Consider the following 24718-nt stretch of genomic DNA (forward strand, 5'->3'; position numbering starts at 1 on the left):
GTTCCGCTGCATGGTTAAGGACAGCTGAAAACAACGCATCGAAATGCGTTGAAGAGTCTTTAATCAAATTCGCAGAACCTCCGCGCCATGACGCGTGGAGTTCGTTTGTATCTCGTCGGCTCCCTTGTCCTTGTGTCGCTTGCTGGTTGCGGTCGCGGTCTGTTTCAGACCGCCGAGCGCGAACCGTGGCGGGCCGAGGCCGAGGCCGCATGCCTGAAGTCGGGCGCGGTCAAGGAGAGCGCCGACCTCGTCCGCATCGATCCGATCTCCGGTCCCGGCGTCTGCGGCGCCGAGTTCCCGCTCAAGGTCGCCGCGCTCGGTGAAGCCAGTTCGGCTTACGGATTTGCCGACGACAGCCTGCGCCCGCCGGCATCAGTCGGCAACCAGCCGCGCTGGCCGATCAACCGCCAGCTGCCTCCGCCGCCCGCGCAGGCGCCGTATTCCAATCAGACCGTCGGCCAGCCGAGCTATGGCAACGAGCCGGGCTATGGCAGCCGTCAGAATGGGCCGGTCTCGCTGTCGGCGCCCGGCGTTCCGCCGCAGCAGGACGAGATCGATTTGCCGCCGGAAGGCTCGCCCGACGCCAGGGGCGAGCGACCTTATTATCCCGGCCTGCCATCCAATCCGCAGCGCGACAGCGCGGCCGCGCCCTATTCACCGGCACCGTATTCCCAGCAGCCGCCCGGCGCGCCACCGCCGCCGCGGCTCGGTCCCTCGAGCGGCAATCCGGTGGTGACGGTCGGCCCGGTCGCAGTGAAGCCGGCGGCAACGCTGGCGTGCCCGATCGTCTCGGTGCTCGAGCGCTGGCTCGCCGATTCCGTACAGCCGGCGGCGCAGCGCTGGTTCGGCGCGCGCGTCGTCGAGATCAAGCAGATTTCGGCCTATTCCTGCCGCGGCATGAACGGCAATTCGCACGCGCATATTTCCGAGCACGCCTTCGGCAATGCGCTCGACATCGCAGCCTTCACGCTGGCTGACGGTCGCCGCATCACCGTGAAGGATGGCTGGAGGGGCCTGCCGGAGGAGCAGGGCTTTCTGCGCGATGTCCAGGCCGCCGCCTGCCAGCAATTCACCACGGTGCTGGCGCCGGGGTCCAACGTCTATCACTACGACCACATCCATGTGGATCTGATGCGCCGGGCCAGCCGGCGTCTGATCTGCCAGCCCGCCGCCGTCTCGGGCGAGGAGGTCGCGGCGCGTGCCGGCGGCCGTAACCCCTATGCAACGCGCGAACCTTATGTCACAGGATCGCTCGGCGGCAGAAAGCCGGCCCCGCGGGGTAAGGCGGGGGTCAACGAAGAAGACGAATTCGCCGACGAATAGGGACGCGTCTGATACCCGTATTTTTACTGGGTGACACCGTGCAAACGGTAGCCACTTTTATGCTGCATATGCTTCGGAGCCGGGCGCACCCGGCTGATTTCTGGGGGATAGCTTTGCAAGACGCGCCGATCATTCTCGTCATCGAAGACGATCGTGATCTTCAGATGATGGTAGAGGACGCCCTGAGGGACGGCGGCTATGAGCCGGCGATCGCGGGCTCGGGCGAGGAAGCGTTGACGCTGCTGAAGGCGTTCCGCACCAAATACTCAGCACTGGTCACCGACATCCGCCTGCTCGGCCGGCTCGACGGCTGGCGCGTGGCGCGCGGCGCCCGCGAGATCGACCCGTCATTCCCGGTGCTCTACATCACCGGCGGCGGCGGCGACGAGTGGCCGACCCGGGGCGTGCCGGACAGCGTGCTGCTGAACAAGCCGTTCTCGCCCGACGAACTGGTCGCGGCCGTGGCCAAGCTGCTCAAGAACGGCGCGCCGGCCTGAGCGACTGATCGTTCCTGCGATTTGACGATGCGCACGTTGTGCGGGCAAAACGTGCCGGCATGAATGATTTCGCACAGTCGATCACGGCGGCGGCATCGCTGATAGCCGGTCGCGATCCGGTCCTGCTTGGGATCGTCGCATTGTCGTTGCGCGTCAGCCTGCTGGCGAGCCTGCTCGCGCTTCTGATCGGCGCGCCGATCGGCGGCTGGCTTGCGATATCGAGGTTTCGCGGACGGCAGGTGGTGATCGTGCTCGCCAATGCCTGTCTCGGCCTGCCGCCGGTCGTGGTCGGCCTCGGGCTTTATCTGCTGCTGTCGCGATCCGGACCGCTGGGCTTCGCCGGGCTGCTGTTCACGCCGACGGCGATGGTGGTGGCGCAGGTCATCCTGGCGACGCCGATCGTGGTTGCGCTGGTGCATCGTCCGGTCGCGCTGCTGTGGGCGGAATATGCCGATTTGATCCGCACCGACGGCCTGTCCCGCCTGCGCAGCCTTGCGCTGGTGTTCTCGCTCGGCCGCGCCTCGCTGCTCACCGCGTTCCTCGCCGCCTTCGGCCGCGCCATCGCGGAGGTCGGCGCCATCATCATCGTGGGCGGCAATATCAGCGGCTATACGCGAACGATGACGACCGCGATTGCGCTCGAGACCAGCAAGGGCGAGCTGGCGCTCGGCCTCGGGCTCGGCGTCATCCTGCTTGCGCTGAGCGTCAGCGTCAGCACGATCGCGTTTCTGCTAGTGCGCGGCGTTGGGGAAAAATAGCTGCTCGCCGCCGACCTTGTAGCCGGCAATGGCCGACTGCCCGGCCTGCGAGACCAGCCAGTCGATGAAGGCCTCGCCGTCCGCGGCCTTCACCGTCGGGTGCTTGGCCGGATTGACCAGCATCACGCCGTACTGGTTGAACAGCCGCCGGTCGCCTTCGGTCAGCACGGCGAGCTCGCCGCGGTTCTTGAACGACAGCCAGGTGCCGCGGTCGGACAGCACATAGGCATTCGACGCGGATGCCATGTTGAGCGCCGGACCCATGCCCTGGCCGATCTCGCGATACCACTGGCCCTTCGCTGAGCCGAGATCGACGCCGGCCGCTTTCCAGAGCCGCAGCTCGGCCTCGTGCGTGCCGGAGTGGTCGCCGCGCGAGATGAAGGCCGAACTGGTCGCAGCGATCTTGCGCAGGGCATCCGCGACATCCTTTTCGCCGGCGATATGCGCCGGATCGGCCTTCGGGCCGACGATGACGAAATCGTTGTACATCACGTCATATCGCCTGGTCGCAAAGCCCTCGGCCAGGAATTTCTCTTCGGCCACGCGATCATGCACGAACACCACATCGGCATCGCCGCGCCGTCCGATGTCGAGCGCCTGTCCGGTGCCGACCGCGACCACCTTCACGGCAATGCCCGAGGTCTCCGAGAACCGCGGCAGCAGATAGCCGAACAGGCCGGACTGTTCGGTCGATGTCGTCGAGGCGACGGTGATGGACCGGGTCTGCGCGAGTGCGGGACCGGCGAACAGCAGCGCGGCGGCGATGACAAGGTGTCGAAGGAGGGATGTCATGTGAATACTGCGTACCGGAGAACGATGTCGGTCACCATGCCGCATTTCGTCCGGTGACGCAAAGCAGGAGCGATGTCGCGCGCTGCGATCGGCGGTGATAGGGTCGCCTCGAACGAAGCAATAAGAAGGGATATCAGGTCATGGCTTTGGAGAAGGTCGCGCTCGTTACCGCAGGCGGCAGCGGCATGGGAGCGGCGGCGGCGCGGCGCCTCGCGGCCGATGGTTTCCGCGTTGCGATCCTGTCGTCGTCGGGCAAGGGCGAGGCGCTGGCAAAGGAGCTCGGCGGCCTCGGCTTCACCGGCTCGAACCGTTCCAACGATGATCTGAAACGCGCCGTCGACGGCGTGGTGGAGCGTTGGGGCCGCATCGATGCGCTGGTCAACAGCGCCGGCCACGGCCCGCGCGCGGGTGTGCTCGAACTGACCGACGAGCAGTGGCACACCGGTCTCGACGTCTACCTGATGAACGTGATCCGCCCGACGCGTCTCGTCGCGCCTCGCATGCAGGCGCAGAAGTCGGGCGCGATCGTCAACATCTCCACCGCCTGGGCGTTCGAGCCGAGCGCGATGTTTCCGACCTCGGCGGTGTTCCGCGCCGGGCTCGCCGCGTTCACCAAACTGTTCACCGACAGTTACGCCGCCAGCAATGTGCGCATGAACAACGTGCTGCCGGGCTGGATCGACAGCCTCCCGGCAACCGACGAGCGCCGCGACAGCGTGCCGATGAAGCGCTACGGCAAGGCGGAGGAGATCGCCGCAACCATCAGCTTCCTCGTCTCCGACGGCGCGGGCTACATCACCGGCCAGAGCATCCGCGTCGACGGCGGCCTGATGCGGTCGATTTGAGGCAACTGCTAACCCGTCATCCTCAGGGTCAGACTCTGAGGAGCAAGTGAGCTCGAGCTTCACAAGCGGCTCCAAATGTTCGCCGTCGTCCCGGCGAAAGCCGGGACCCATAACCACCGACGGTTATCGTTGCGGATCGGTGAAATGACGAGTCCCGTCCACAACATCCGCCGCGGAGTATGGGTCCCGGCTTTCGCCGGGACGACATCAAAGTGTGCGGCGCCGTTCGTACCCGTTGCGTCGCCACAACTTACGTCACCAGTTGCGTCTACGCGCTGCGCGGCGCGCTCCAGGCCGCGGGCGTCACAATTGCGGCGACCTCTGATTGCGTTTGTCGTGATGACAAACTGAAGGCGCAGGGCTAGCCTTCCGTCAAATCAAAACATACCGGAGGAATGGCATGCCAGACGCAGCAGTTGCAGCACGCGCTTCAGACTCCACGCAGAGCGGAACCACGCAGCAGGTCGACGTTGCGGTGGTCGGCGCCGGCTTCGCCGGACTTTACCTGCTGCATCGGTTGCGCAAGGCGGGCTTCTCGGCGATCGCGCTCGAAGAGGGCGCCGACGTCGGCGGCACCTGGTACTGGAATCGTTATCCCGGCGCGCGCTGCGACATCCAGACCATCGACTACAGTTACACTTTCGATCCCGAGCTCGATCAGGCCTGGACCTGGTCGGAGAAATACGCGACCCAGCCGGAAATCCTGCGCTATCTCGGTTTCGTCGCCGACCGTTACGATCTGCGTCGCGACATCAGGTTCGGCACCAAGGTTACGCAGGCGACCTGGAATGATGCGACCTCGCGCTGGCAGATCTCGACCAACAACGGCGCCAACGTTTCGTGCCGCTACTACATCATGGCGACCGGCTGCCTGTCGTCGCCAAAGCCGCCGGAGATCGACGGCGTCAAGGACTTCAAGGGCGAGATCTATTTCACCGGCCGCTGGCCGCATCAGGGCGTCGATCTCAAGGGCAAGCGCGTTGCCGTGATCGGCACCGGATCGTCGGGCATTCAGTCGATTCCTTTGATCGCCGAGCAGGCCGCGCAGCTCACCGTGTTCCAGCGCACCCCGAACTTCGCGCTGCCCGCGGGCAACGGCCCAGCGCCCGAGGATCGCAAAACCTATTTCGAGAGCGACCGTGCTGCCTATCGCGACCAGGCGCGCTGGTCGATGGCCGGCGTGCCCTATCCGCAGCAGACCGTGGTGAGCTGGCAATTGAGCGACGCCGAGCGCCGCGAGCGGTTCGAGAAGGCGTGGGCGGCGGGCGACCTCGTCCACATCCTGACCCAGCTCTGGGCCGACCAGGCGGTCGATGTCGACGGCAACAGGTTGGTCGCCGACCTGATCCGCGAGAAGATCGGCGCCGTGGTCAAGGATCCGGAGACGGCGGCGGCGCTGGCCCCGCACGATCATCCGTTCGGCGCCAAGCGTCCCTGCCTCGATACCAATTACTACGCGACCTACAACCGTCCCAACGTGACGCTGGTGAATCTGCGGCAGGAGCCGATCAAGGGGATCACCACCAGCGGCATCTTCACCAACGGACGCAAGTTCGACGTCGACGTCATCGTGTTCGCCACCGGCTTCGACGCGATGACCGGGGCGATCATGGCGGTGCATCCGATCTCCGGCCGCGGCGGCAAGTCGCTGTCGGATGTCTGGGCGCACGGACCGCAGACCTATCTCGGCGTCACCGTCGCGGGCTTCCCCAATCTGTTCATGATCACCGGCCCCGGCAGCCCGTCGGTGCTGTCGAACATGGCTGTCTCGATCGAGCAGCATGTCGATTGGGTGGTGGAACGGATCGCCGCGCTGCGCGACGCCGGCTTCACCACGATGGAAGCGACCGAGACCGCGCAGGCCGGCTGGGAACGGCACATGGCCGATTGCGCGACGCTGACGCTGCACCGGCTCGCCAACACCTGGTACACGGGCGCCAACGTGCCCGGCAAGCCGCAGGGCGTGATGCCTTATACAGGCGGCGTCGGTCCGTATCGCAGCATCTGCAACGAGGTGGTCGGCCGCGGCATGCTCGGCTTCAGGCTCACGGGCCCCGGCGTTGCCGAGCAGTGCAATGACGGCGAGATCGTGCGCCTGCAGCCGGACGTGCGGCTGGTGCTGAATCTACTTGGCGAGATGAACCTGCCGCCGCTCGAGACGATGGGGGCGCAGGGCGCGCGCGACTTCCTCACCGAATTCAACAAGGGGCGTCCCTTTGGCCGCCCGGTCGGCGAGGTAGGCGGCGGCATGCTGCAGGGCGCGGACGGTCCGTTGCCGTACAAGCTCTACCGGCCGACGACGTCTGGGCCGCATCCGATCGTGGTGTATTTCCACGGCGGCGGCTGGGTGCTCGGCGACGAGATGTCGGATGATCCGTTCTGCCGCGACCTGTGCCGGCGCACCGGCATGATCGTCGTCAGCGTCGGCTATCGCCATGCGCCCGAGCATCGCTTCCCGGCCGCGGCCGAGGACGGTTTTGCGGCGACGCGCTGGATCGCGGCCCATAGCGCCGAGCTCGGCGGCAGGGCAGGGCCGCTGCTGGTCGCGGGCTGGAGCGCCGGCGGCAACCTTGCGGCCGTCACCTGCCAGCTCGCGCGCGATCGCGGCGGGCCCGAGATCGCGGGCCAGCTCCTGATCTGTCCGGTCACCGATTCCACATTCGACCGGCCGTCCTATGTCGACAACGCGACCGGCTATTTCCTGACCCGCGGGCTGATGTACTGGTTCTGGGACCTGTACTGCTCGCCGGCCGACCGCACCGACCCGCGCGTCGCGCCGCTGCGCGGCAAGCTCGAAGGCCTGCCGCCGACGTTCATCGCGACCAGCGAGTTCGATCCGTTGCGCGACGAGGGCATCGCCTATGGCGACGCGCTCGCCAAGGCCGGCGTCAAGGTCGAGCAGCTCAAGGCGCAGGGCCACTTCCACTCGTCGTTCGTGATGGTCGACGTCATCATCACCGGCGTTGCCGGCCCGCGTGAAGATGGCGAAGGCGCTGCGGCGCTTCGCCGGCCTGCCCGAGGAGGTCGAGCAGGACAACGTCGCTACGCCGGAGGTCAACGCGGCGGCGAACTAGCTCGGGTTTGAATTGCAGCCGCGCTCCCTCTCCCGCTTGCGGGCACTTGCGGGGGAGGCGCGTTGCGAAAATATCGAAAACAACCCCATGCAAAGGAGCCGGCGGTGGCAGGCGTTCGACCTAGCCACTTGACACGTCGGGCAACTCACGGATATATTTCTAATATTCCGAAATCTCTCGCTCTAACCGAGCTCGAACGTCGTGACGCCGAACACGCGATCGATCCGGAGTGGCGGGATCGCGCCGGTATACATCCGCGCGGTCTCGAACACCGGCGACAGCCCGAGGCCTTGCGCCAGCGCGACGGCGTCGCGGTTGACCGCGGGGACATCGAGGAAGACCTCGCCGCTGCCCGCACTCGCGAGCAATGCCGCGACAACGGCCTCGGCGCCGGCACGGTCATCGGCAACCAGCGGACCGATCTTGCGGCCGGTCCGGCACGGGCGGATCACGCCCCAGCCGGCCAGCCTGCCGTCGCGCATCAGCGCGCGCCCGACATGTCCTGACGTGTTGATCCAGGCGCGCAGGAATGCCGGCCGCGGTGCGGGAAACACAGTGGCGTCATCGGCCTCGATCAGCGCCATCGGCAGATCGGTCAGCGCGACGGTGCCGTCGCTCGGCGCGGATGGTGCGGCGACAGTGCCGCCGCAGCGCACATTGGCGTAAGCGAGCGCGAAGCCGGACTTCTGGTAGTTCGCCTGCTGCGCCACCACGCCATCGAGCCCGATCACGCGCGGGCGCGCATGCGCGATGGCCGCATTCCAGATCTTCAGGCCATGGCCGCGGCCGCGCAGATCCGGACGCACGATGTAGAAGCCGAGGAAGGCAAATTGCGCGCCGTAATTGACGCAGGAGATCACCGCGGCCGGCTCGCCATCGAGCTGGCCGATGAAGAAGCCCTGCGGGTCCTCGGCGGCAAAGCAGGGCGCATCTGCGAGACCAGGATTCCATCCCTCCGCCGCGGCCCAGTCCACCGCGAGCGCGATCTCGTCCGGCTGCATCTGTCGGATGGTGAGGTCGTTCATGGTCGATCGCCTCGTCGTGCTGGAGTTATTGATCGTGCACATCGACGGCTGGAGAACAATACCCCCCGTGACGATCTAAAGAACGTACGTCCGTCATGTTGATGAGGCTGCCAACGAGTCCGCACAAAGCGCGGCCCGATGATAAACTCCGCGGCCGTCTCAAGCACGACGGCCACCAGCCGGGCCGCGCATGCTTCGAGGCTCGCTACGCGAGCACCTCAGCATGACGGGACGAAGAGCGCGCTGGTCCGCGATAAGACGTCGATCTCACCCGGCCTTCGGCCGGTACGCCGCGAAGAACACGCGCGTCGCGCTGTCTACGACGGTTGCGATCCGCTCCGGCGAGGGCGACGGCTTGGCCTGGAAGATGAACGCCTGGAACAGCGTCGCCTGGCACATCTGCATGAATTGCCAGGCCGCGAGCTGGTAGTCGTCGATCACGAGCTCGCCGAGCGCGGCGCGCGCCTCGAGATAGGCGGCGAAGCGGTCGACGGTGTGGGCGATGACGTGGGTGTAGAACCGGCTGCCGAGCTCGGGCATCCGCTCGGCGATCGCCATCACGGTGCGGATCGCCGAGCCGCCGCCGGGCCGGCACAACACCGCGACATAGGCGCGGCCGAATTCGGGGAGGGTGGTGTCGACGTCGCGCGCCGGATCGAAATTGAAGGCGACCTTGCCCTGCTCGAGCTTTTCCTCCTCGACGATCGCCGCGAACAGCCCGGCCTTGTCGGGGAAATAGACGTAGAGCGTGCCCTTGGAGACGCCGGCAGCGCGCGCGATCTCGCCCATGCTCGCGCCGTCAAAGCCGAGCTCCAGGAATACCTTGCGGGCGCCGTCCAGGATCTGGCGGCGTTTCGACGATTCCTCCTCGCCGACGGACTGGAGGGAGGTTCGGGGCGCTGCAACCATTGATTTAGCTTCTCGGGAAAGAACTCAACCCAAAGTAGGAAAGGGAAGAATCGAAGCTTTATAATCTAGCGGGCGGGAATGTATATTGACCGAACCGTTCGGTCAATGGTATCTTGGGAGTGACGATGCGCCGCACGGCCCTTATTCCGCCATCGCGCGCGTCAAGATTTTTGTGGGGAGCCTCGGCCATGGCCGCAGCACGGGATCAGGCTGCACGCATTGTTCGTTCCGAGCCTGAGATGGCCGAGGACGCGATCGCGCGCGATGCATCCGCCGATCTCGGCGAGCAGGGCCGTGCTGACGAAGCTAAGCGTCCCGCGGAGGCGCCGCCCGCGTCTGCGCCCGAACAGCCGGCGGCTTCGTCCACTGCGGCGCCGGCGCCGAAATCCGGCAAGCGCAAATTCGTGATGATGGGCGTGGTCGGCCTGCTCGCGCTCGCTGCCGCGAGCTATGCCGCCTATTACCTGATGGTCGGGCGCTTCTACGTCTCGACCGACGATGCCTATGTCCGCGCCAACAACTCCATGCTCGGCGCGCGCGTCGCGGGCCATATCGCGGCGATCCTGCCCGGCGACAACGCGCTGGTGCGCGCAGGCGACGTAATCTTCCGGATCGATGATGGCGACTACCGTATCGCGGCCGACGCCGCGCGCACCAGGATCGCGACCCAGCAGGCGACGATCGAGCGCATCGGCCGCCAGGTTGCGGCGGCGGCGAGTTCGGTCGAGCAGGCGCAGGCCCAGCTCGTGTCCGCGCAGGCCGGCCTGAAGCGCGCCGATCTCGATTTCGATCGTCAGCAGGCGCTCAGCACCAAGGGTTTTGCCTCGCGTGCCACCTTTGAAGTCTCGGAGGCCGGCCGCGATCAGGGCGCGGCCAGCGTGCGATCCGCGCAGGCGGCCTATGATGCCGCCAAGGACAATGTCGAGGTGACCAAGGCGCAGCAGGCCGAGGCCCGCGCCCAGCTCGCCGAATTGCAGACCCAGCTCGCCAAGGCCGAGCGCGATCTCGAATTCACCAACGTCCGCGCGCCGGTCGACGGCACCTTCTCCAACCGCCTGGTCAACACCGGCGACTACATCAATGTCGGTCAGCGGCTCGGCAATGTGGTGCCGCTCGACGGCGTCTACATCGACGCCAACTATAAAGAGACCCAGCTCAAGCGCATCCGCACCGGGCAGCGCGTGACGATCAAGGTCGACGCCTACGGCTTCCGCAAGTTCACCGGCCTCGTCGACAGCATTTCGCCGGCGGCAGGCTCGGTGTTCACCTTGCTGCCGCCCGACAACGCCACCGGTAACTTCACCAAGATCGTGCAGCGCCTGCCGGTCCGCATCCGCGTGCCTGCCAGCGTCGCCAGGCAGGGCCTCTTGCGCGCCGGCATGTCGGTCTACACCACCGTCGACACCCGCGAGGGCGCGGCCGATGCCGACGCCGAAACCGATCTCGACGCGCCGATGATGATCCATCCGCAGTGATGTCTTGAAGCTTCGGACAGAGTCCGAGGCTCGGAGCCGATGAGCCCATGGCTGATACGACCACTGCTTCACCCTCGATGATGACCGGCGCCTCGGAGTCCGAGCGCATCCAGCCGAAGCGGCTGGTTGCCTTCATCATCATGGTGTTCGGCATGTTCATGTCGATCCTGGACATCCAGATCGTCTCGGCCTCGCTGTCCGAGATCCAGGCCGGCCTGTCGGCATCCTCGACCGAAGTGTCGTGGGTGCAGACCGCCTATCTGATCGCCGAAGTGATCGCGATTCCGTTGTCCGGATTCCTGTCGCGTGCGCTTGGCACGCGGCTGTTGTTCGCGATCTCCGCGTTCGGCTTCACCGCCTCGAGCCTGCTGTGCGGCTTCGCCTCCTCGATCGAGCAGATGATCCTGTGGCGCGCGCTGCAGGGTTTTCTCGGCGCCGGCATGATCCCGACGGTGTTCGCCTCGGCCTACACGATCTTCCCGCGCACCAAATTCCACATCGTGGCGCCGATCATCGGCCTCGTCGCGACGCTGGCGCCGACCGTTGGACCGACCGTCGGCGGTTACATCACCGACCTGATGTCGTGGCACTGGCTGTTCTTCATCAACATCGTGCCCGGCGTCATCATCACGGCAGGCGTGCTGGCGCTGGTCGATTTCGACCAGCCGAACTTCGCGCTGCTCGAGCGCTTCGACTGGTGGGGCCTGATCTTCATGGCCGGTTTCCTCGGCTCGCTCGAATATGTGCTGGAGGAGGGTCCGCAATATGAGTGGCTGCAGGACACCTCGGTCGCGGTCTGCGCCGCGATCGGCTTCGTCTCGGCGGTCGCGTTCTTCTGGCGCGTCTTGACCGCGGAGGAGCCGATCGTCGATCTCTACGCCTTCAGTAACCGCAACTTCGCGGTCGGCTGCGTGCTGCAGTTCTGCATCGGCATCGGGCTCTATGGCCTGACTTACGTCTATCCGCGCTATCTCGCGGAGGTCCGCGGCTACAGCGCGCTGATGATCGGAGAGACCATGTTCGTCTCCGGCGTCACCATGTTCTTGATGGCGCCGGTGGTCGGGCGGCTGATGCAGAAGGTCGATCTGCGCTACATCATCGCCTTCGGCCTCGTGACCTTCGCGCTCGGCTCCTGGCAGATGACCTGGATCACCCGCGACTATGATTTCTACGAGCTGCTGCTGCCGCAGATCCTGCGCGGCATCGGCATGATGTGCGCGATGGTGCCGACCAACAACATCGCGCTCGCGACATTGCCGCAGGATCGCGTCAAGAACGCCTCCGGCCTGTTCAACCTGATGCGCAACCTCGGCGGCGCGGTGGGTCTCGCCGTCATCAACGAGGTGCTCAACGACCGCACCGATCTGCACATCTCGCGGCTGCATGACCGCGTGACCTGGGGCAACACCACCGCGGTCGAGACCCTCAACATGTTCACCCAGCGCATGCAGGGCATGGGCGATTCCGCCATCATGGCGATGAAGCAGCTCTCGCAGATCGTGCACCGCCAGGCAGCGGTGATGGGCTATGGCGATGCCTTCTTCATGCTGTCGCTGTTCTATGTCGCGCTCAGCCTTCTGGTGCTGTTCGTCAACAAGCCACCGTCGATGACCGCGAGCGGCGGCGACGCGCATTAGGTGTCATCGGTTTTCGTAGCCCGCATGAGCGAAGCGACATGCGGGACCGATCTCAGCAGTTCATCACTAAGCGTGACGCGGCGCCGAATATCGCTTCGCTCATCCGGGCTACGAAGCTTCCAGATCTCAGGCGCTGATCTGTATTGACGCAAGCGTCTGCTAGTCTGCAGTATTCTAACATCGTAGCCCGCATGAGCGAAGCGACATGCGGGACCGATCTCAGCAGTTCATCACTGAGCGTGACGCGGCCCCGGATATCGCTTCGCTCATCCGGGCTACGAAGCTTCGAGATCCCAACCGCTGATCTGTATTGACGCAAGCATCTGCTGATCTGCAATATTCTAACATCGTAGCCCGCATGAGCGAAGCGACATGCGGGACCGATCTCAGCAGTTCATCACTGAGCGTGACGCGGCGCCGAATATCGCTTCGCTCATCCGGGCTACGAAGCTTCGAGATCCCAGGCGCTGATCTGTATTGACGCAAGCGTCTGCTAATCTGCAATATTCTGGCATCGTAGCCCGCACGAGCGAAGCGATATGCGGGAATGCTGCGGGAGCTGGGGCATGGTCAGATACCGACGCAACTTCATCCCGGGCGGTACCTTCTTCTTTACGGTCACACTCGATGACCGGCGATCCAGCCTACTCGTGGATCATATCACGGCGTTGCGGGATGCGTTCGGTACCGCCCGTCGCGAACGTCCGTTCTCCGTCGACGCAGTGGTGGTGCTCCCCGATCACCTCCACGCGATCCTTACACTGCCGCAAGGCGATTCCGATTTTGCAGGTCGTTGGCGTCGGATCAAAGGACACTTCAGCAGCCGGTTGCTTGCTGCCTCGATAGACCTGAAGCGTCGATCGAATGGTGATCTGGCGCTTTGGCAGCGGCGGTTTTGGGAGCACACAATCCGCGATGAAGATGACTGCGCGCGGCACGTTGATTACATCCATTTCAACCCAGTCAAGCATGCCTTGGTCCAGCGTGTGTGTGACTGGCCACATTCCTCGTTTCATCGCTATGTGAGGGAGGGTGCGTTGCCATTCGACTGGGCGGGCGATGCGGGAGAAGGCGGAAGTTTTGGCGAACGTCCTGAGTGAGGAGAGTTGGTGGATCGTCATTCGTAGCCCGCATGAGCGAAGCGATATGCGGGACCGATCTCAGCAGTTCATTACTGAACGTGACGCGGCCCCGGATATCGCTTCGCTCATCCGGGCTACGGACTGCCAGCCGATTGGGTGGGTGACGCGGGAGAAGGCGGAAGTTTTGGCGAACGTCCTGAGTGAGGAGAGTTGGTGGATCGTTACTTGTAGCCCGCATGAGCGAAGCGACATGCGGGGAGCGCGCTGACCAGATTCGATGATCGCAACCGGGGCGCCCGGATATCGCTTCGCTCATCCGGGCTACGAACGTGTGCCGTTGTCGCCGGGCTGAGTGCATCGCATCGGCGCGCGGGCTGCGCCCGGTCGCGTGAATAGCTGGTGTCGCCGACACATTGACGCACTCACGCCGATGTTACCTTGCCAATCGCGCGTGATGCATTTATAAGCAGCGCTTCCTTACTCGAACCGGGGAGATGCGCATGAAGCCGTTTATTTCGCAGATCGCGCGCCCGCGTTCGACGGTGCTGGACGCCTTTACGCGTTAGCTCCCTGCGCTGATCGAGCCTGATCCCCGATCAGCAAAACGTCCCAACAATTTATCGACAATTTCCAGCGGCGCTCGCGGTCGGATTCCGCCCGCACGTCGCCTCAGATGGAGCCGGCGCGCGCTGCAAAAGCGTGGCCGGAATGTGCCATGACCTCTCTGACGACCAAGCGGCCGGCCGCAATCCGGATCGTGCTCCCCTTTGTCTTCCGCCATTGGCTGGAACAGCCGCTGCGTGCCTCCGCGGTGACGGCGGGATTCCTCGGCGCAACCGCGGCCGACCTGTTCATGCCGGTGTTTTCCGGCCATCTGGTCGACGCGCTGACCGCGGGCGCGACCGATGCGGCCGCGCGCCATGCGGCGATGCTGGCGTTCGGCGCCATCGTCGGCCTCGGCGCGCTGTCGCTGGTGCTGCGGTTGGTCGGCATCCAGACCATCGTGCCGTTCACGCTGAAGACGATGTCCGATGTCGGGCAGCAGGCCTTCATGCGGGTGCAGCGCTTCTCGACCGACTGGCACGCCAATTCGTTCGCCGGCTCCACCGTGCGCAAGATCACGCGCGGCATGTGGGCGCTCGATTTGCTGAACGACACCATCCTGATGGCGCTGCTGCCGTCGGTCGTGGTGCTGGTCGGCTCGATGATCCTGCTCGGCGTGCATTGGCCGCAGCTCGGCGCGGTGATCGCGGTCGGCTCGGTGATCTATGTCGCGATGACCATGATGTTCCAGGTGCGCTACGTGGCGCCTGCCGCGCGCGTTTCCAATGCGTGGGACACCAAGGTCGGCGGCACGCTGGCCGACGCCTTGACCTGCAACGCGGTGGTGAAGTCGTTCGGCGCGGAGACGCGCGAGGACATGCGGCTCGACGGCGTCATCAGCCGCTGGCGCCGGCGGGTGCGGCGGACCTGGTTCCGCTACAACCACACCTCGACGGCGCAGCTCGTGGTGCTGCTGTGCTTCCGCGCCTCGGTGATCGGCGGTGCGATCCTGCTGTGGGCGCAAGGCCGCGCCACGCCGGGCGACGTCACCTATGTGCTGACCAGCTACTACATCATCCACGCCTATCTGCGCGATGTCGGCATGCACATCAACAACCTGCAGCGTTCGGTGAACGACATGGAGGAACTGGTGCAGATCCATGGCGAGCCGCTCGGCATTGTCGATGCGGATGATGCTGGGACGATCGACATCCAGGGCGGCCGCATCGTGTTCGACGACGTCACGTTTCACTATGGCGGCCATCGCCGGCCGCTCTATGACGGGTTGTCGGTCGACATCGACGCCGGCGAGCGGGTCGGCCTGGTCGGCCGCTCCGGCTCCGGCAAGACGACCTTCGTCAAGCTGGTGCAGCGGCTCTATGACGTCTCCGCTGGCCGGATCCTGATCGACGGTCAGGACATCGCCAAGGCGACGCAGCAATCGCTGCGCAGCCAGATCGCGATCGTGCAGCAGGAGCCGATCCTGTTCCACCGCACGCTGGCGGAGAACATCGCCTATGGCCGGCCGGGCGCCGGCATGGAGGCGATCGAGCAGGCGGCGCGGCTTGCCAATGCGCACGACTTCATCATGCGGCTGCCGAAGGGTTACGGCACGCTGGTGGGCGAGCGCGGCGTCAAGCTGTCGGGCGGCGAGCGGCAGCGCGTGGCGCTGGCACGCGCCTTCCTGGCCGATGCGCCGATCCTGATCCTGGACGAGGCGACCTCGAGCCTTGATTCGGAATCCGAGGCGCTGATCCAGCAGGCGATGGAACGGCTGATGAAGGGCCGCACCTCGATCGTGATCGCGCACCGGCTGTCGACCGTGCGCAGCATGGATCGCATCCTGGTGTTCGACCGCGGCGAGATCGTCGAGCAGGGCACCCATGAGGTGCTGGCCGCGCGTCAAGGCGGCATCTATCGCGGCCTGTTCGAGCGTCAGGCGACCGAGTTCGGTCAGGCCGCGGCGGAGTGAGATGGCGCATGGCTGGAGCGTCGGTTCTGATTGGATCAGAACCGACGCTCACGCAGCGCCCGCTATTTCGGCGCCAGTCCGTTCCACACCAGCGCGACGCCGGACAGGAACAGCAGCAGCAGCACGACGTCGGAGAAATTGCGGTCGCTGAGCGCGTGATAGAGCCGCGCGCCGAGCCAGGCGCCGAGCAGCGTCCCCGGAAACGCGCACGCCACCAGCCAGATGAGCTCGGGCTTCACCAGGCCGCTTGCGATCTGCACACAAAGCGCGGCCGCCAGGATCGTGAAGTTGAAGATCTGGAACACGCCGCGGCGCTGCTGCTTGCCCCAGCCGCGCACGCTGGCCCACAGGATCGGCAGCGGGCCGGACAGTCCGGCGAGGCCGCCGAGGATTCCGCCGGCAAAGCCGATTGCGCCGTCGGCCCATTTGCCGCCGAAGGCGATCGACATCGGCTTGCGCTGCAGGAACAACGCGGTCGGAAACACCAGCAGGAAGACGCCGATCGTCAGCTTGAAGACCTCGGGGTCGGCCCGCGCGATCAGCAGGATGCCGATCGGCACGCCGGCGAGGCCTGCGATGACGAACGGCCAGACCAGACGGAAATCGATGCTCTTCCAGATCGACGGCAAGGTCGAGAGCTGCGCGATGACCGAGCAGACCAGCACCAGCGGCACCGCGAGCGTCGGCGGCAGCACATAGAGCCAGATGCCGAGCGCCATCAGCGCGGTGCCGAAGCCGGCAAGGCCGGAGACGAAACCGCCGGCAAGCGCGCCGAAGAACAGGATCGCATAGCTTGCCGGGGTCATCGAGGCCTTTCAATCGTCATTCCGGGGCGATGCGCAGCATCGAACCCGGAATCTCGAGATTCCGGGTCTGGTCCTGCGGACCATCCCGGAATGACAAAGGGAGGGGAGCGACTGCACGTTTACACAACGTGCATCGTGGGTACACTTCAAAATCGCCGCTCATCAACGATAATCGGAATGGAAGCATCCCCAATGACTGCGAGCATGCCTGCGAACTCACAAAAAACCTTTCTGGTCTGTCACGGCGCCTGGTCGGCAGGCTGGGCATGGAAGAAGATGCATCCCCTGATGCAGGCCGCCGGGCATCGGCTGGTCACGCCGAGCTACACCGGGCTTGGCGAGCGCGCGCACCTTGCGCATCAAGGACTCGACCTCGAGGCGCATATCCAGGATGTGCTCAGCGTCATCAGTTACGAGGACCTGCACGACATCGTGCTGATCGGGCACTCCTATGGCGGCATGGTCGCGACCGGCGTCGCCGACCGGGTGCGCGAGCGCATCGCGCAGATGATCTATATCGACGCCTTCGTGCCGCGCGACGGCCAGTCGCTGTTCGATCTCAACGAATCGGCGATCGAGACCATGCGTGAGTTCGCGAGCGACGGCGACGGCTGGCGTATTCCGCCGATGCCGGTGCCGCCGGACACGTCGCCCGCTGACGTCGCATGGCTGAGCGCGCGGCGCGTCGACATGCCGATCAAATGCTTCGAGCAGAAATTGCGGTTGAAGCACGGCGAGACCAGCCTGCCGCGCAGCTACATCTACGCCACCCGCGCCACGCAGGCCGACACGTTCGGCCAGTTCGCCCGGCGCATCAGGAACGAAGCCGGCTGGCGCTATTTCGAGATCGACGCCAGCCACTCGCCGAACGTCACCGCGCCGGAGGTGCTGATGGCGATGCTCATGGAAATTGCCGCCTAGTCGGGGCGATGCCAAAGATCGCACCCGGCATCCCGAGCTTCGCGGCGCATTGCTCTCGAAAACGCCGCGGCGCCGTGGACAGAAGGTGCGGGCTCTTCGCCATGTGGCGCGGCCCGCACGCATGCCCTGCGATCAGTCGGCGCTGGCCTTTTCCTGCATCGCCGCCTGCAGTTTCTTGATGTCCGCGGGCGTGAGTTGCGGCCGGTCGACCTTGATGGTGAGTTTGTTGAGCTTGGCCGTCAACGGGAATGGAGGCTTGTAGTCTGCATCGTTCACGCCCGTGAGCGTGTCGGAGCCGATGTCGAAGCTCTCGTCCCACTGGAGGATCATCGGCAGCGTCTTCTCCATCTTCTGGCTGGCAACCGCCTTGCCGTCGACCTTCAGCGTGCCGGTGCCGGGCTGAGCGAGGCCGCTGAAATCGTTGTACGCGAGCGTGCCGGCACCAATGCCGTCGTATTTGAAATCGAACTCAACCGTGTGTTGGCCCGGCGACAGCGCATCAGGGCCCTCCCACCTGATGCGTTCGAGATCGACCATGTTCCAGAGGAAGACCGGTTTGCCCTGCAGCAGGTAGAAGCCATAGCCGGCGAAGCGGCCACCCGAAGTCAAGATCATGCCTTCGGCACCGCCCTGCGGCACATCAATGTCCGCGGTGATCGTGTACGAGGTATTGAGCAGCGCCGGCGAATCCCCCTGCGGCAATCCCGTCATCGGCCGCGTGTACACGAATTCCTTGCGGCCGGCGGTGATGTTCGGGCGCGGCGCCACGATGCGGGCCGCGACTGAAGCATCGAGCGGGAAAACTTGATACTTCCTGGCTTCGGAAACGAACTTCTGCCGCATCGCCTTGACCTTCTGAGGGTTCTGCGCCGCGATGTCGTCGGTCTGGCTGAAGTCGTTGTTCAGGTTGTAGAGCTGGAAGACCTGATTGTTGAGCGGGTCCGGGTTCGCCGGGCCGAACGTCTGCCACGGCGCGCGGTTGACTTTGGTGGAGAGCATCCAGCCGTCGTCATAGAGAGCCCATTGGCCGAACATCTCGAAGTACTGGGTCTTGTGACGCGACGCGGTCTTCGCGTTCGCCGCGTCGAAGGTGTAGGCGAAGCTCGTGCCTTCGATCGGCGCCTGCTTGATGCCGTCGACGACTTCGGGCGCGCGGATGCCCGCCGCTTCGAGGATCGTGGGGACGACGTCGATCACATGCACGAACTGCTCGCGCAAGGCTCCCTTGTCCTTGATGCGTGCCGGCCACGACACCACCATGTTCTGGTTGATGCCGCCGAGCCTGGAAGCGTTCTGCTTGAACCAGTCGAACGGGGTATCAAATGCCCATGACCAGCCGGCCGACATGTGGTTGTAGGTCTGTTCGGTGCCCCAGACGTCGTAGAACTTCATCTGCACGTCTGCCGGCAACTCGTTCAGGCCGTTGAAGAACGCAACCTCGTTTGGCGTGCCGAGCGGTCCACCTTCGGCGCTGGTGCCGTTGTCGCCGTTGATGTAGATGACAAGCGTGTTGTCGAGCCGGCCGAGCTCCTGGAATTGCTGGATCACGCGGCCAATCTCGTGGTCGCTGTAGGCGGCGTAGGCGGCAAAGACCTCGACCTGGCGGATGAAGAGCTTTTTCTCCACGGGGCTCAACTGGTCCCACGGCTTCAGCATTTCCTTGGGCCATGGTGCGAGCCTGGTGTTCCCGGGAACGACGCCGAGACGCTTCTGGTTCTCGAGGATGCGCTCGCGCAGCTTCTCGTAGCCATCGTCGAACAGATGCATCGCGCTGATTTTGTCGACCCACTCCTTGGTGGGGTGATGCGGCGCGTGGGTGGCGCCGGGCGCGTATTTGATGAAGAGCGGCTTCGACGGGTCGGTCTGGTGCATCCGCGTCATCCAATCGATGGCGTCGTCGGCCATCGCGGTGACCAGGTTCCAGGTGCCGGGCGGCTTGCCCTGGAACGGATAAATCTGCGTCGTGTTGCGGAAGAGGTTGGGCTCCCACTGGTTGGCGTCGCCGCCGACGAAGCCATAGAAATACTCGAAGCCCATACCGACCGGCCATTGGTCGAACGGCCCGACCTGGCTCGCGGCAAAGGCTGGCGTGTTGTGCTCCTTGCCGAACCACGAAGTGCCGTAGCCGTTGTCGAGCAGGATCCGACCGATTGTGGCTTTATCCTTGCCGATAATGCTGTTGTAGCCCGGGAAGCCGGTCGACTGCTCGGAGACCACGCCGAAGCCAGCCGAATGGTGATTGCGCCCGGTGATCAGCGCGGCGCGGGTCGGTGAGCAAAGCGCGGTGGAGAAGACGCGGTTGTAGCGCAGGCCGTCATTGGCGATGCGGTCCATCGCCGGCGTCGGGATGACGCCGCCAAAGGTGCTCGGCACGCCGAAGCCGGCGTCGTCCGTGATGATCAGGAGCACGTTCGGTGCGTCCTTGGGCGGGACGATACGCGACGGCCACCACGGCTTCGACTGCAGGGCGCCGTCCTTGATAATGCCGCCGAACTTGGGATCGGGTGGCGGAAGCTGCCTTCCGTCGATTGCTGTCGTGGCGCTGGGCGAGCCCGGTGCACCGGTGCCTTGCTGGGCTAGCGCCGACGTGGAGATGAGCAATCCAAGCGTAAGAGCTGACACAGCTTTGGGGCAATGCATGGCGACGCTCCCGATTCAAAAAAATATGGGCAGCGTCACCTGTGATGGCGGTCGCAACATTGATGTACATCAAGCCGGAAAGCGCGGGCGAGGATTGGAGCGATCCCGACCAGGTCAGCGGCATTGACCAATGCCGCTGACACGCCCGCGCTGTCCACTTCGGCATACGGCAGGCCGCGCGCAACCGCGACGGCTGACGTATGCCGCGGGATGCCGATGCCGCGCCGGAATCAATCAGCCGCTTGTTTGCCCGGGATCATGCACCGCGCGCGTCGCGGACGGCTTGAGCGACCTTCGTCGCCTGCGATACGCGTCCGATCTTTGCGCCTGCAATGATCTTTCGTCGGCGTTCGCTTGGCTTCGACGCCATGCCTTCGCCCGCGGGGGCTCCAGCCGGGGGACGCGTCGTGAAGTTCGCGGCCCGGTACAGCGCGAGGGCCTTTCGCGCAGCTTCGACATGTGCGGTCCGGGCTGCCAAATTGTGCTGACGCCTCAGCTCCGTGTTGACCCGTTTCAGCGCTGCCGCGAAGACCTGTTTTCGCTCTGAAGCATGCTTGGCGGTTCCTGGAAAGCTCGTGCCGCGAGCCTCGGCCTTTCCGCGGCTCTCTCGCTGCTTCTGTCGGCCGACCGTTCGCTCCTTGTCGCGCATCTTGCGCAAGCGGGGTCGCATGGCCTCGAGCTCGCTCACCTCGACGCCGTAGATGGCGGGATGATGCGTCAGGCGGATTGCTTCATATTCTTCATGGCTGAGGATGCTGCGTTCGAACTTGCAGGCGACCGACATTCCTATTCCTCCTCTGATCTTCTTGAATCTCGGGGCAGAAGGACACGTCCAGCTGTAGCGGATCATAGCTGCAATGCCGCCGGATGGCCAATCTGCCACTATCCAAACTCGGCCAGCGCTTCGATCGCAGTGATCGATTGTCTTGCTGTGGCGTCAAAGCACAGTGGCTCCTACTTTGGGCTCCTACTGTTCTGCTTCGTCGTCCTTGAGACGAATCCCCTCAGTCCGCAGAGCCGCAAACAGAGCCGCGATATCTTCGGGCTCCATATTGTTGGGGCACATCCCGTTCAGTTGCTCGGTCGTGATCGTGCCGGTACTCCTGGCGATGTCTCTTGCCTTCGCCATGATCTTCTGAAGGTCCATCTGCGATCCTCCGCGAGGGGCACACTCTACGCCCGCGACCCCATGCATGTCGCCTTTTAAGAAACGTGGGCCTGTGGCGGCACTGAAGCGATCGGTTCGCTTCGCTTCGAGTTGAGATAATATCGTTCGAAGTTCGCCGTCGGAATTGCGCAGCGACCGCAACTTTGTCTCGCATGTTCGGCTAAACTGCGACATAATCAGTATCTCGCGTGCTGGTGAGCATGGATTCATGAACCGCAGCCCCGTGCTCGTAGACCTGGCGCTTCAAGGCGGGGGATCGCACGGTGCGTTCACGTGGGGTGTCCTGGATCGGCTTCTCGAAGAACCATGGTTTCAGATTGCGGGCATATCCGGGACATCGGCCGGAGCGATGAATGCAGCCGTGCTGGCGGATGGTTGGACCGCGGGCGGCGCTGCCGGCGCGCGCGAAGCGCTTGAAAAATATTGGCGAAGCGTCTCGCGCGCCGCCGCATTCAGTCCGTTGCAACGCTCGCCGCTCGACCGCCTGATGGGACGCTGGTCGCTTGACAGCTCCCCGGCCTATCTCTTCACCGATTTGATGTCGCGGATGCTTTCACCCTATGACCTCAATCCGCTTGGCTTCAATCCGCTACGCGACATATTGAACGACAGTATCGATTTCGAGCGTCTTGCACGCGCGCCGATCAAGCTCTTCATCACCGCCACGCGCGTGCGTACGGGCCGCGGACGGATTTTTCGCAACGCGGAGATTACCGCGGATGTCCTGCTTGCGTCGGCTTGCCTGCCAACGATGTTTCGCGCGATCGAGATCGATGGCGAGCCCTATTGGGACGGCGGCTACGCGGGTAATCCCACGATTACGCCGCTCGTTCGCGAGACCGACGCGCGCGACACCGTCGTCGTCCAGATCAACCCGACCGAGCGTCCGGAGCAGCCGCGCACGGCCGCTGACATTCTCAACCGGCTTAACGAGATCTCGTTCAACTCGCCGCTGGCAAAGGAGCTGCGGATGATCGCGTTGCTTCGCCAGGTCGCCGACCCCGGTACTGGGGAAGGCGCCCGCTGGGCGCAGATGAAGACGCACCGGATCAAGAGCGACATGCTCGCGACGTTCGGTTCGTCATCCAAGCTTAATGCCGAATGGGCGTTCGTGGCCAAGCTGCACGAGGAAGGGCGGCGAGCCGCCGGCGAATTCCTCGAGGCGCATGGCGCCGATCTCGGTGAGCGTTCGACCGCAGATCTCGATATTCTGCTGGCGGAGTGCTGAGACGATGGGTCTTCTCGGCATTCTCGTCGGGCTTGGACTGCTGGTCTGTCTTGCTTTCCGCGGTTGGAGCGTGCTGCTGCTCGCACCGCTCTGTGCGCTGGTGGCCGCAGCTTTCGGTGGCGAGCCGCTGCTTGCCAACTGGACGCAGACCTTCATGGGTAGTGCGTCGGAGTTTCTCGCGCAGTTCTTCCCTATTTTTCTGCTTGGCGCCGTGTTCGGAAAGCTCATGGATGACAGCGGCGCGGTCGCTGCGGTCGCGGGCTTCATCTCCCGGTGCCTGGGCGAACGCCGGATCATCCTCGCGGTCGTGCTCGCAGGCGCACTGGTTACCTACGGCGGCGTCAGCCTGTTCGTCGCCTTCTTTGTCATCGTTCCGATGGCGCAGTCGCTGTTTCGCACGGCGGGGATTCCACGTCGTCTGGTACCGGCGGCGGTCATTCTCGGGACTTCGACCTTCACCATGTCGGCGCTGCCGGGCACGCCGTCGATACAGAATGCGATACCGATGCCTTTCTTCGGCACGACCCCCTTTGCCGCACCGGGCCTCGGCGTTGTCGCCTCGATCATCATGCTGGGCGTCGGGCTGTGGTGGCTTCTTCGCGCGGAGAAGGCAGCGCATCGCGCAAAAGAGGGATATGGCGACGAGCCGCCGGTGCCGGCGGATGCAGCCGACGATGAGCTGTTGCGCGAGCGGGCTACGACGGCGCGGGAATTCGACCCGGCGGAGCTCCGCCACGGATATCACAGCGATGCCGCCGTCCCGATTTTCAACGCCTTGCTTCCCCTGATCGTCGTCGTCGCCGTCAATCTGGTGATGTCGCTGGTTGTGCTGCCTCGGCTTGATTTCTCGTTCCTGGCCGAACAGCGGTGGGGAAATACATCGCTGGCTGCCGTGGCCGGCGTCTGGTCGGTGGTCGTGGCGTTGGCGGGAGCGATCGTGACGGTCATCCTCTGCAACTGGACGCGGCTGCCCGCATTGCGACGAACCATGGATGCCGGTGCCAACGCGTCGGTCCTGCCGGCGCTGAGCGTCGCAAGCCTTGTCGGATTCGGCGCCGTTATCGCCTCGCTTCCCGCTTTCGGCGTGGTGCGGGACTGGGTGTTGCGAATTGAAGGCGGTCCATTGGTGTCGCTCGCGGTCGCGACGAACATCCTTGCCGCGCTGACGGGGTCGGCTTCCGGCGGCTTGACGATCGCGCTCGATGCGCTGGGACGGACCTATATGGATCTTGCCGCGGAGGCGGGTATTGACCCCGGCCTGTTGCATCGCGTCGCGGTGATCGGTTCGGGAACGCTGGACATTCTACCTCACAACGGCGCTGTCGTTAGCCTGCTTGCGATCTGTGGGCTCAAGCATCGCGATAGCTATCTCGACATTGTCATGGTCGGCATTGTGAGTTCTGTCATTGCTCTCGCAGCGGTGATTGCGATCGGCACCGCATTCGGGTCGTTCTGACGCAAGACGATGGGTTGGCTCTACTTCCCGCCGGCGCGCGTAGCTGGAACGATGCTGATCTGAAAATGGCGAGGGGCCCGGCGTGTCGCGCCGAGCCCCTCATACTCCAAGATATCAGCCGGCCTGTAAGCCGGGTTCTGTAGGGCACCATTCTTGCGAATGATGCGCGACGGCCATTCCTCTGGGACAAGGTTCGCACCTTGCCTCGGGCAACCTACCCGGACAGCGGGCCTGACATCGCCCTGCGGTGTTATCGCGCGTGCGCGAACTAACCGCGTTGCCGTCCCTATTCGGTTTTGCTCCCGGTGTGGTTTGCCATGCCGTCTCCGTTGCCGGAAACGCGGTGCGCTCTTACCGCACCTTTTCACCCTTACTTCCTCCGAAGAGGGAGCGGTTCGTTCTCTGTGGCACTTTCCCTGGGGTCGCCCCCGCCGGATGTTATCCGGCACCGCATGTCGATGGAGCCCGGACTTTCCTCCCCCGCGGCCTTTCGGCGCTTGCGGGAGCGGCCGTCCGGCCGACTGACGGGTTACGCATGCGGGCTTTGGCCGCCCGCGTCAAGCGATT

18 protein-coding genes, 1 other RNA gene and 1 pseudogene are annotated in these 24718 nt (G+C 64.6%); 12 read left to right on the top strand and 8 right to left on the bottom strand.

All coding sequences use genetic code 11. The annotated features are described in order from the left end of the window. The first annotated feature begins 87 nt into the window (after window positions 1–87). The 3 genes from ACVIYL_RS20480 to ACVIYL_RS20490 all read left to right on the top strand — a co-directional run bounded on the left by ACVIYL_RS20480 (window position 88) and on the right by ACVIYL_RS20490 (window position 2578). Window positions 88–1323: an extensin-like domain-containing protein gene (locus ACVIYL_RS20480; protein WP_456779568.1), complete on the top strand. Its 1236-nt coding sequence runs from the start codon at window positions 88–90 to the stop codon at window positions 1321–1323. A gap of 113 nt (window positions 1324–1436) precedes the next feature. After that, window positions 1437–1820 (top strand): response regulator, encoded by a 384-nt coding sequence (locus ACVIYL_RS20485; protein WP_050425581.1) that lies wholly within the window; start codon window positions 1437–1439, stop codon window positions 1818–1820. 59 nt (window positions 1821–1879) lie between these two features. Then, window positions 1880–2578 carry an ABC transporter permease gene (locus tag ACVIYL_RS20490; RefSeq protein ID WP_016845814.1) on the top strand — a complete coding sequence of 233 codons (699 nt, stop codon included), beginning with the start codon at window positions 1880–1882 and terminating at the stop codon, window positions 2576–2578. On the opposite strand, the gene ACVIYL_RS20495 is transcribed toward ACVIYL_RS20490, so the two are convergent. Then, window positions 2552–3370: a substrate-binding domain-containing protein gene (locus tag ACVIYL_RS20495; RefSeq protein WP_253607533.1), complete on the bottom strand. Its 819-nt coding sequence runs from the start codon at window positions 3368–3370 to the stop codon at window positions 2552–2554. The genes ACVIYL_RS20490 and ACVIYL_RS20495 overlap by 27 nt on opposite strands. A gap of 140 nt (window positions 3371–3510) precedes the next feature. Between ACVIYL_RS20495 and ACVIYL_RS20500 the strand changes: the two genes are divergently transcribed. Continuing rightward, the gene (locus ACVIYL_RS20500) at window positions 3511–4215 is read left to right on the top strand and encodes an SDR family oxidoreductase (protein ID WP_253607534.1); all 705 of its coding nucleotides are present in this window, start codon (window positions 3511–3513) and stop codon (window positions 4213–4215) included. Window positions 4216–4615: 400 nt separating this feature from the next. Further along, window positions 4616–7289, top strand: a pseudogene (locus ACVIYL_RS20505) (flavin-containing monooxygenase). A 182-nt stretch (window positions 7290–7471) separates the two neighbouring features. On the opposite strand, the gene ACVIYL_RS20510 reads toward ACVIYL_RS20505, so the two are convergent. Together ACVIYL_RS20510 and ACVIYL_RS20515 are read right to left on the bottom strand one after the other, a co-directional pair. Next, entirely contained in the window at window positions 7472–8314 is an 843-nt protein-coding gene (locus ACVIYL_RS20510; RefSeq protein ID WP_310880697.1) for a GNAT family N-acetyltransferase, read from the bottom strand. Window positions 8315–8581: 267 nt separating this feature from the next. Next, a complete protein-coding gene (locus tag ACVIYL_RS20515; protein ID WP_057014977.1) occupies window positions 8582–9223 on the bottom strand; it encodes a TetR/AcrR family transcriptional regulator in 642 nt (213 codons plus the stop codon). A 188-nt stretch (window positions 9224–9411) separates the two neighbouring features. Here ACVIYL_RS20515 and ACVIYL_RS20520 point away from each other — a divergent pair, with 188 nt between their 5' ends. The 4 genes from ACVIYL_RS20520 (at window position 9412) to ACVIYL_RS20535 (ending at window position 15932) form a co-directional block, all read left to right on the top strand. Then, entirely contained in the window at window positions 9412–10698 is a 1287-nt protein-coding gene (locus ACVIYL_RS20520; RefSeq protein WP_310880696.1) for an HlyD family secretion protein, read from the top strand. Between the two features lie 47 nt (window positions 10699–10745). Further along, entirely contained in the window at window positions 10746–12335 is a 1590-nt protein-coding gene (locus ACVIYL_RS20525) for a DHA2 family efflux MFS transporter permease subunit (RefSeq protein ID WP_310880695.1), read from the top strand. A gap of 566 nt (window positions 12336–12901) precedes the next feature. Continuing rightward, window positions 12902–13435, top strand: coding sequence for an REP-associated tyrosine transposase (locus ACVIYL_RS20530; RefSeq protein WP_310880694.1), 534 nt, complete (start codon window positions 12902–12904; stop codon window positions 13433–13435). 697 nt (window positions 13436–14132) lie between these two features. Continuing rightward, window positions 14133–15932: an ABC transporter ATP-binding protein gene (locus ACVIYL_RS20535; protein WP_456779569.1), complete on the top strand. Its 1800-nt coding sequence runs from the start codon at window positions 14133–14135 to the stop codon at window positions 15930–15932. A 62-nt stretch (window positions 15933–15994) separates the two neighbouring features. Here ACVIYL_RS20535 and ACVIYL_RS20540 read toward each other — a convergent pair whose 3' ends face one another. Continuing rightward, on the bottom strand, window positions 15995–16738 hold the full coding sequence (locus ACVIYL_RS20540; protein ID WP_018273026.1) for a sulfite exporter TauE/SafE family protein: 744 nt from the start codon (window positions 16736–16738) through the stop codon (window positions 15995–15997). 204 nt (window positions 16739–16942) lie between these two features. Here ACVIYL_RS20540 and ACVIYL_RS20545 point away from each other — a divergent pair, with 204 nt between their 5' ends. Continuing rightward, window positions 16943–17659, top strand: a complete 717-nt coding sequence (locus ACVIYL_RS20545; RefSeq protein ID WP_456779570.1) for an alpha/beta fold hydrolase — start codon at window positions 16943–16945, stop codon at window positions 17657–17659. A gap of 132 nt (window positions 17660–17791) precedes the next feature. Here ACVIYL_RS20545 and ACVIYL_RS20550 read toward each other — a convergent pair whose 3' ends face one another. From ACVIYL_RS20550 to ACVIYL_RS20560, 3 genes are all read right to left on the bottom strand, one after another. After that, window positions 17792–20299, bottom strand: a complete 2508-nt coding sequence (locus ACVIYL_RS20550; RefSeq protein ID WP_456779571.1) for an arylsulfatase — start codon at window positions 20297–20299, stop codon at window positions 17792–17794. A gap of 256 nt (window positions 20300–20555) precedes the next feature. After that, window positions 20556–21083 carry a hypothetical protein gene (locus ACVIYL_RS20555; protein WP_310880690.1) on the bottom strand — a complete coding sequence of 176 codons (528 nt, stop codon included), beginning with the start codon at window positions 21081–21083 and terminating at the stop codon, window positions 20556–20558. A gap of 183 nt (window positions 21084–21266) precedes the next feature. Next, window positions 21267–21446, bottom strand: a complete 180-nt coding sequence (locus ACVIYL_RS20560; protein WP_310880689.1) for a hypothetical protein — start codon at window positions 21444–21446, stop codon at window positions 21267–21269. Between the two features lie 229 nt (window positions 21447–21675). Here ACVIYL_RS20560 and ACVIYL_RS20565 point away from each other — a divergent pair, with 229 nt between their 5' ends. Next, window positions 21676–22695 (top strand): patatin-like phospholipase family protein, encoded by a 1020-nt coding sequence (locus tag ACVIYL_RS20565; protein WP_310880688.1) that lies wholly within the window; start codon window positions 21676–21678, stop codon window positions 22693–22695. Window positions 22696–22699: 4 nt separating this feature from the next. After that, complete coding sequence (locus tag ACVIYL_RS20570; protein ID WP_310880687.1) at window positions 22700–24151, top strand: GntP family permease; 1452 nt, start codon at window positions 22700–22702, stop codon at window positions 24149–24151. A 110-nt stretch (window positions 24152–24261) separates the two neighbouring features. Here ACVIYL_RS20570 and rnpB read toward each other — a convergent pair. After that, an RNA gene (gene rnpB / locus ACVIYL_RS20575) (RNase P RNA component class A) lies at window positions 24262–24676 on the bottom strand. Window positions 24677–24718: the final 42 nt, after the last annotated feature.

This window comes from Bradyrhizobium sp. USDA 3315 (genome assembly GCF_054056795.1).

What these genes read in the sequence shown, in the direction of transcription:
- ACVIYL_RS20530 (WP_310880694.1), top strand. Translation starts at nt 12,902, where the DNA reads ATGGTCAGATACCGACGCAACTTCATCCCGGGCGGTACCTTCTTCTTT.
- ACVIYL_RS20525 (WP_310880695.1), top strand. Translation starts at nt 10,746, where the DNA reads ATGGCTGATACGACCACTGCTTCACCCTCGATGATGACCGGCGCCTCG.
- ACVIYL_RS20480 (WP_456779568.1), top strand. Translation starts at nt 88, where the DNA reads ATGACGCGTGGAGTTCGTTTGTATCTCGTCGGCTCCCTTGTCCTTGTG.
- ACVIYL_RS20490 (WP_016845814.1), top strand. Translation starts at nt 1,880, where the DNA reads ATGAATGATTTCGCACAGTCGATCACGGCGGCGGCATCGCTGATAGCC.
- ACVIYL_RS20550 (WP_456779571.1), bottom strand. Translation starts at nt 20,299, where the DNA reads ATGCATTGCCCCAAAGCTGTGTCAGCTCTTACGCTTGGATTGCTCATC.
- ACVIYL_RS20555 (WP_310880690.1), bottom strand. Translation starts at nt 21,083, where the DNA reads ATGTCGGTCGCCTGCAAGTTCGAACGCAGCATCCTCAGCCATGAAGAA.
- ACVIYL_RS20520 (WP_310880696.1), top strand. Translation starts at nt 9,412, where the DNA reads ATGGCCGCAGCACGGGATCAGGCTGCACGCATTGTTCGTTCCGAGCCT.
- ACVIYL_RS20510 (WP_310880697.1), bottom strand. Translation starts at nt 8,314, where the DNA reads ATGAACGACCTCACCATCCGACAGATGCAGCCGGACGAGATCGCGCTC.
- ACVIYL_RS20535 (WP_456779569.1), top strand. Translation starts at nt 14,133, where the DNA reads ATGACCTCTCTGACGACCAAGCGGCCGGCCGCAATCCGGATCGTGCTC.
- ACVIYL_RS20570 (WP_310880687.1), top strand. Translation starts at nt 22,700, where the DNA reads ATGGGTCTTCTCGGCATTCTCGTCGGGCTTGGACTGCTGGTCTGTCTT.
- ACVIYL_RS20515 (WP_057014977.1), bottom strand. Translation starts at nt 9,223, where the DNA reads ATGGTTGCAGCGCCCCGAACCTCCCTCCAGTCCGTCGGCGAGGAGGAA.
- ACVIYL_RS20545 (WP_456779570.1), top strand. Translation starts at nt 16,943, where the DNA reads ATGCCTGCGAACTCACAAAAAACCTTTCTGGTCTGTCACGGCGCCTGG.
- ACVIYL_RS20560 (WP_310880689.1), bottom strand. Translation starts at nt 21,446, where the DNA reads ATGGACCTTCAGAAGATCATGGCGAAGGCAAGAGACATCGCCAGGAGT.
- ACVIYL_RS20495 (WP_253607533.1), bottom strand. Translation starts at nt 3,370, where the DNA reads ATGACATCCCTCCTTCGACACCTTGTCATCGCCGCCGCGCTGCTGTTC.
- ACVIYL_RS20500 (WP_253607534.1), top strand. Translation starts at nt 3,511, where the DNA reads ATGGCTTTGGAGAAGGTCGCGCTCGTTACCGCAGGCGGCAGCGGCATG.
- ACVIYL_RS20540 (WP_018273026.1), bottom strand. Translation starts at nt 16,738, where the DNA reads ATGACCCCGGCAAGCTATGCGATCCTGTTCTTCGGCGCGCTTGCCGGC.
- ACVIYL_RS20565 (WP_310880688.1), top strand. Translation starts at nt 21,676, where the DNA reads ATGAACCGCAGCCCCGTGCTCGTAGACCTGGCGCTTCAAGGCGGGGGA.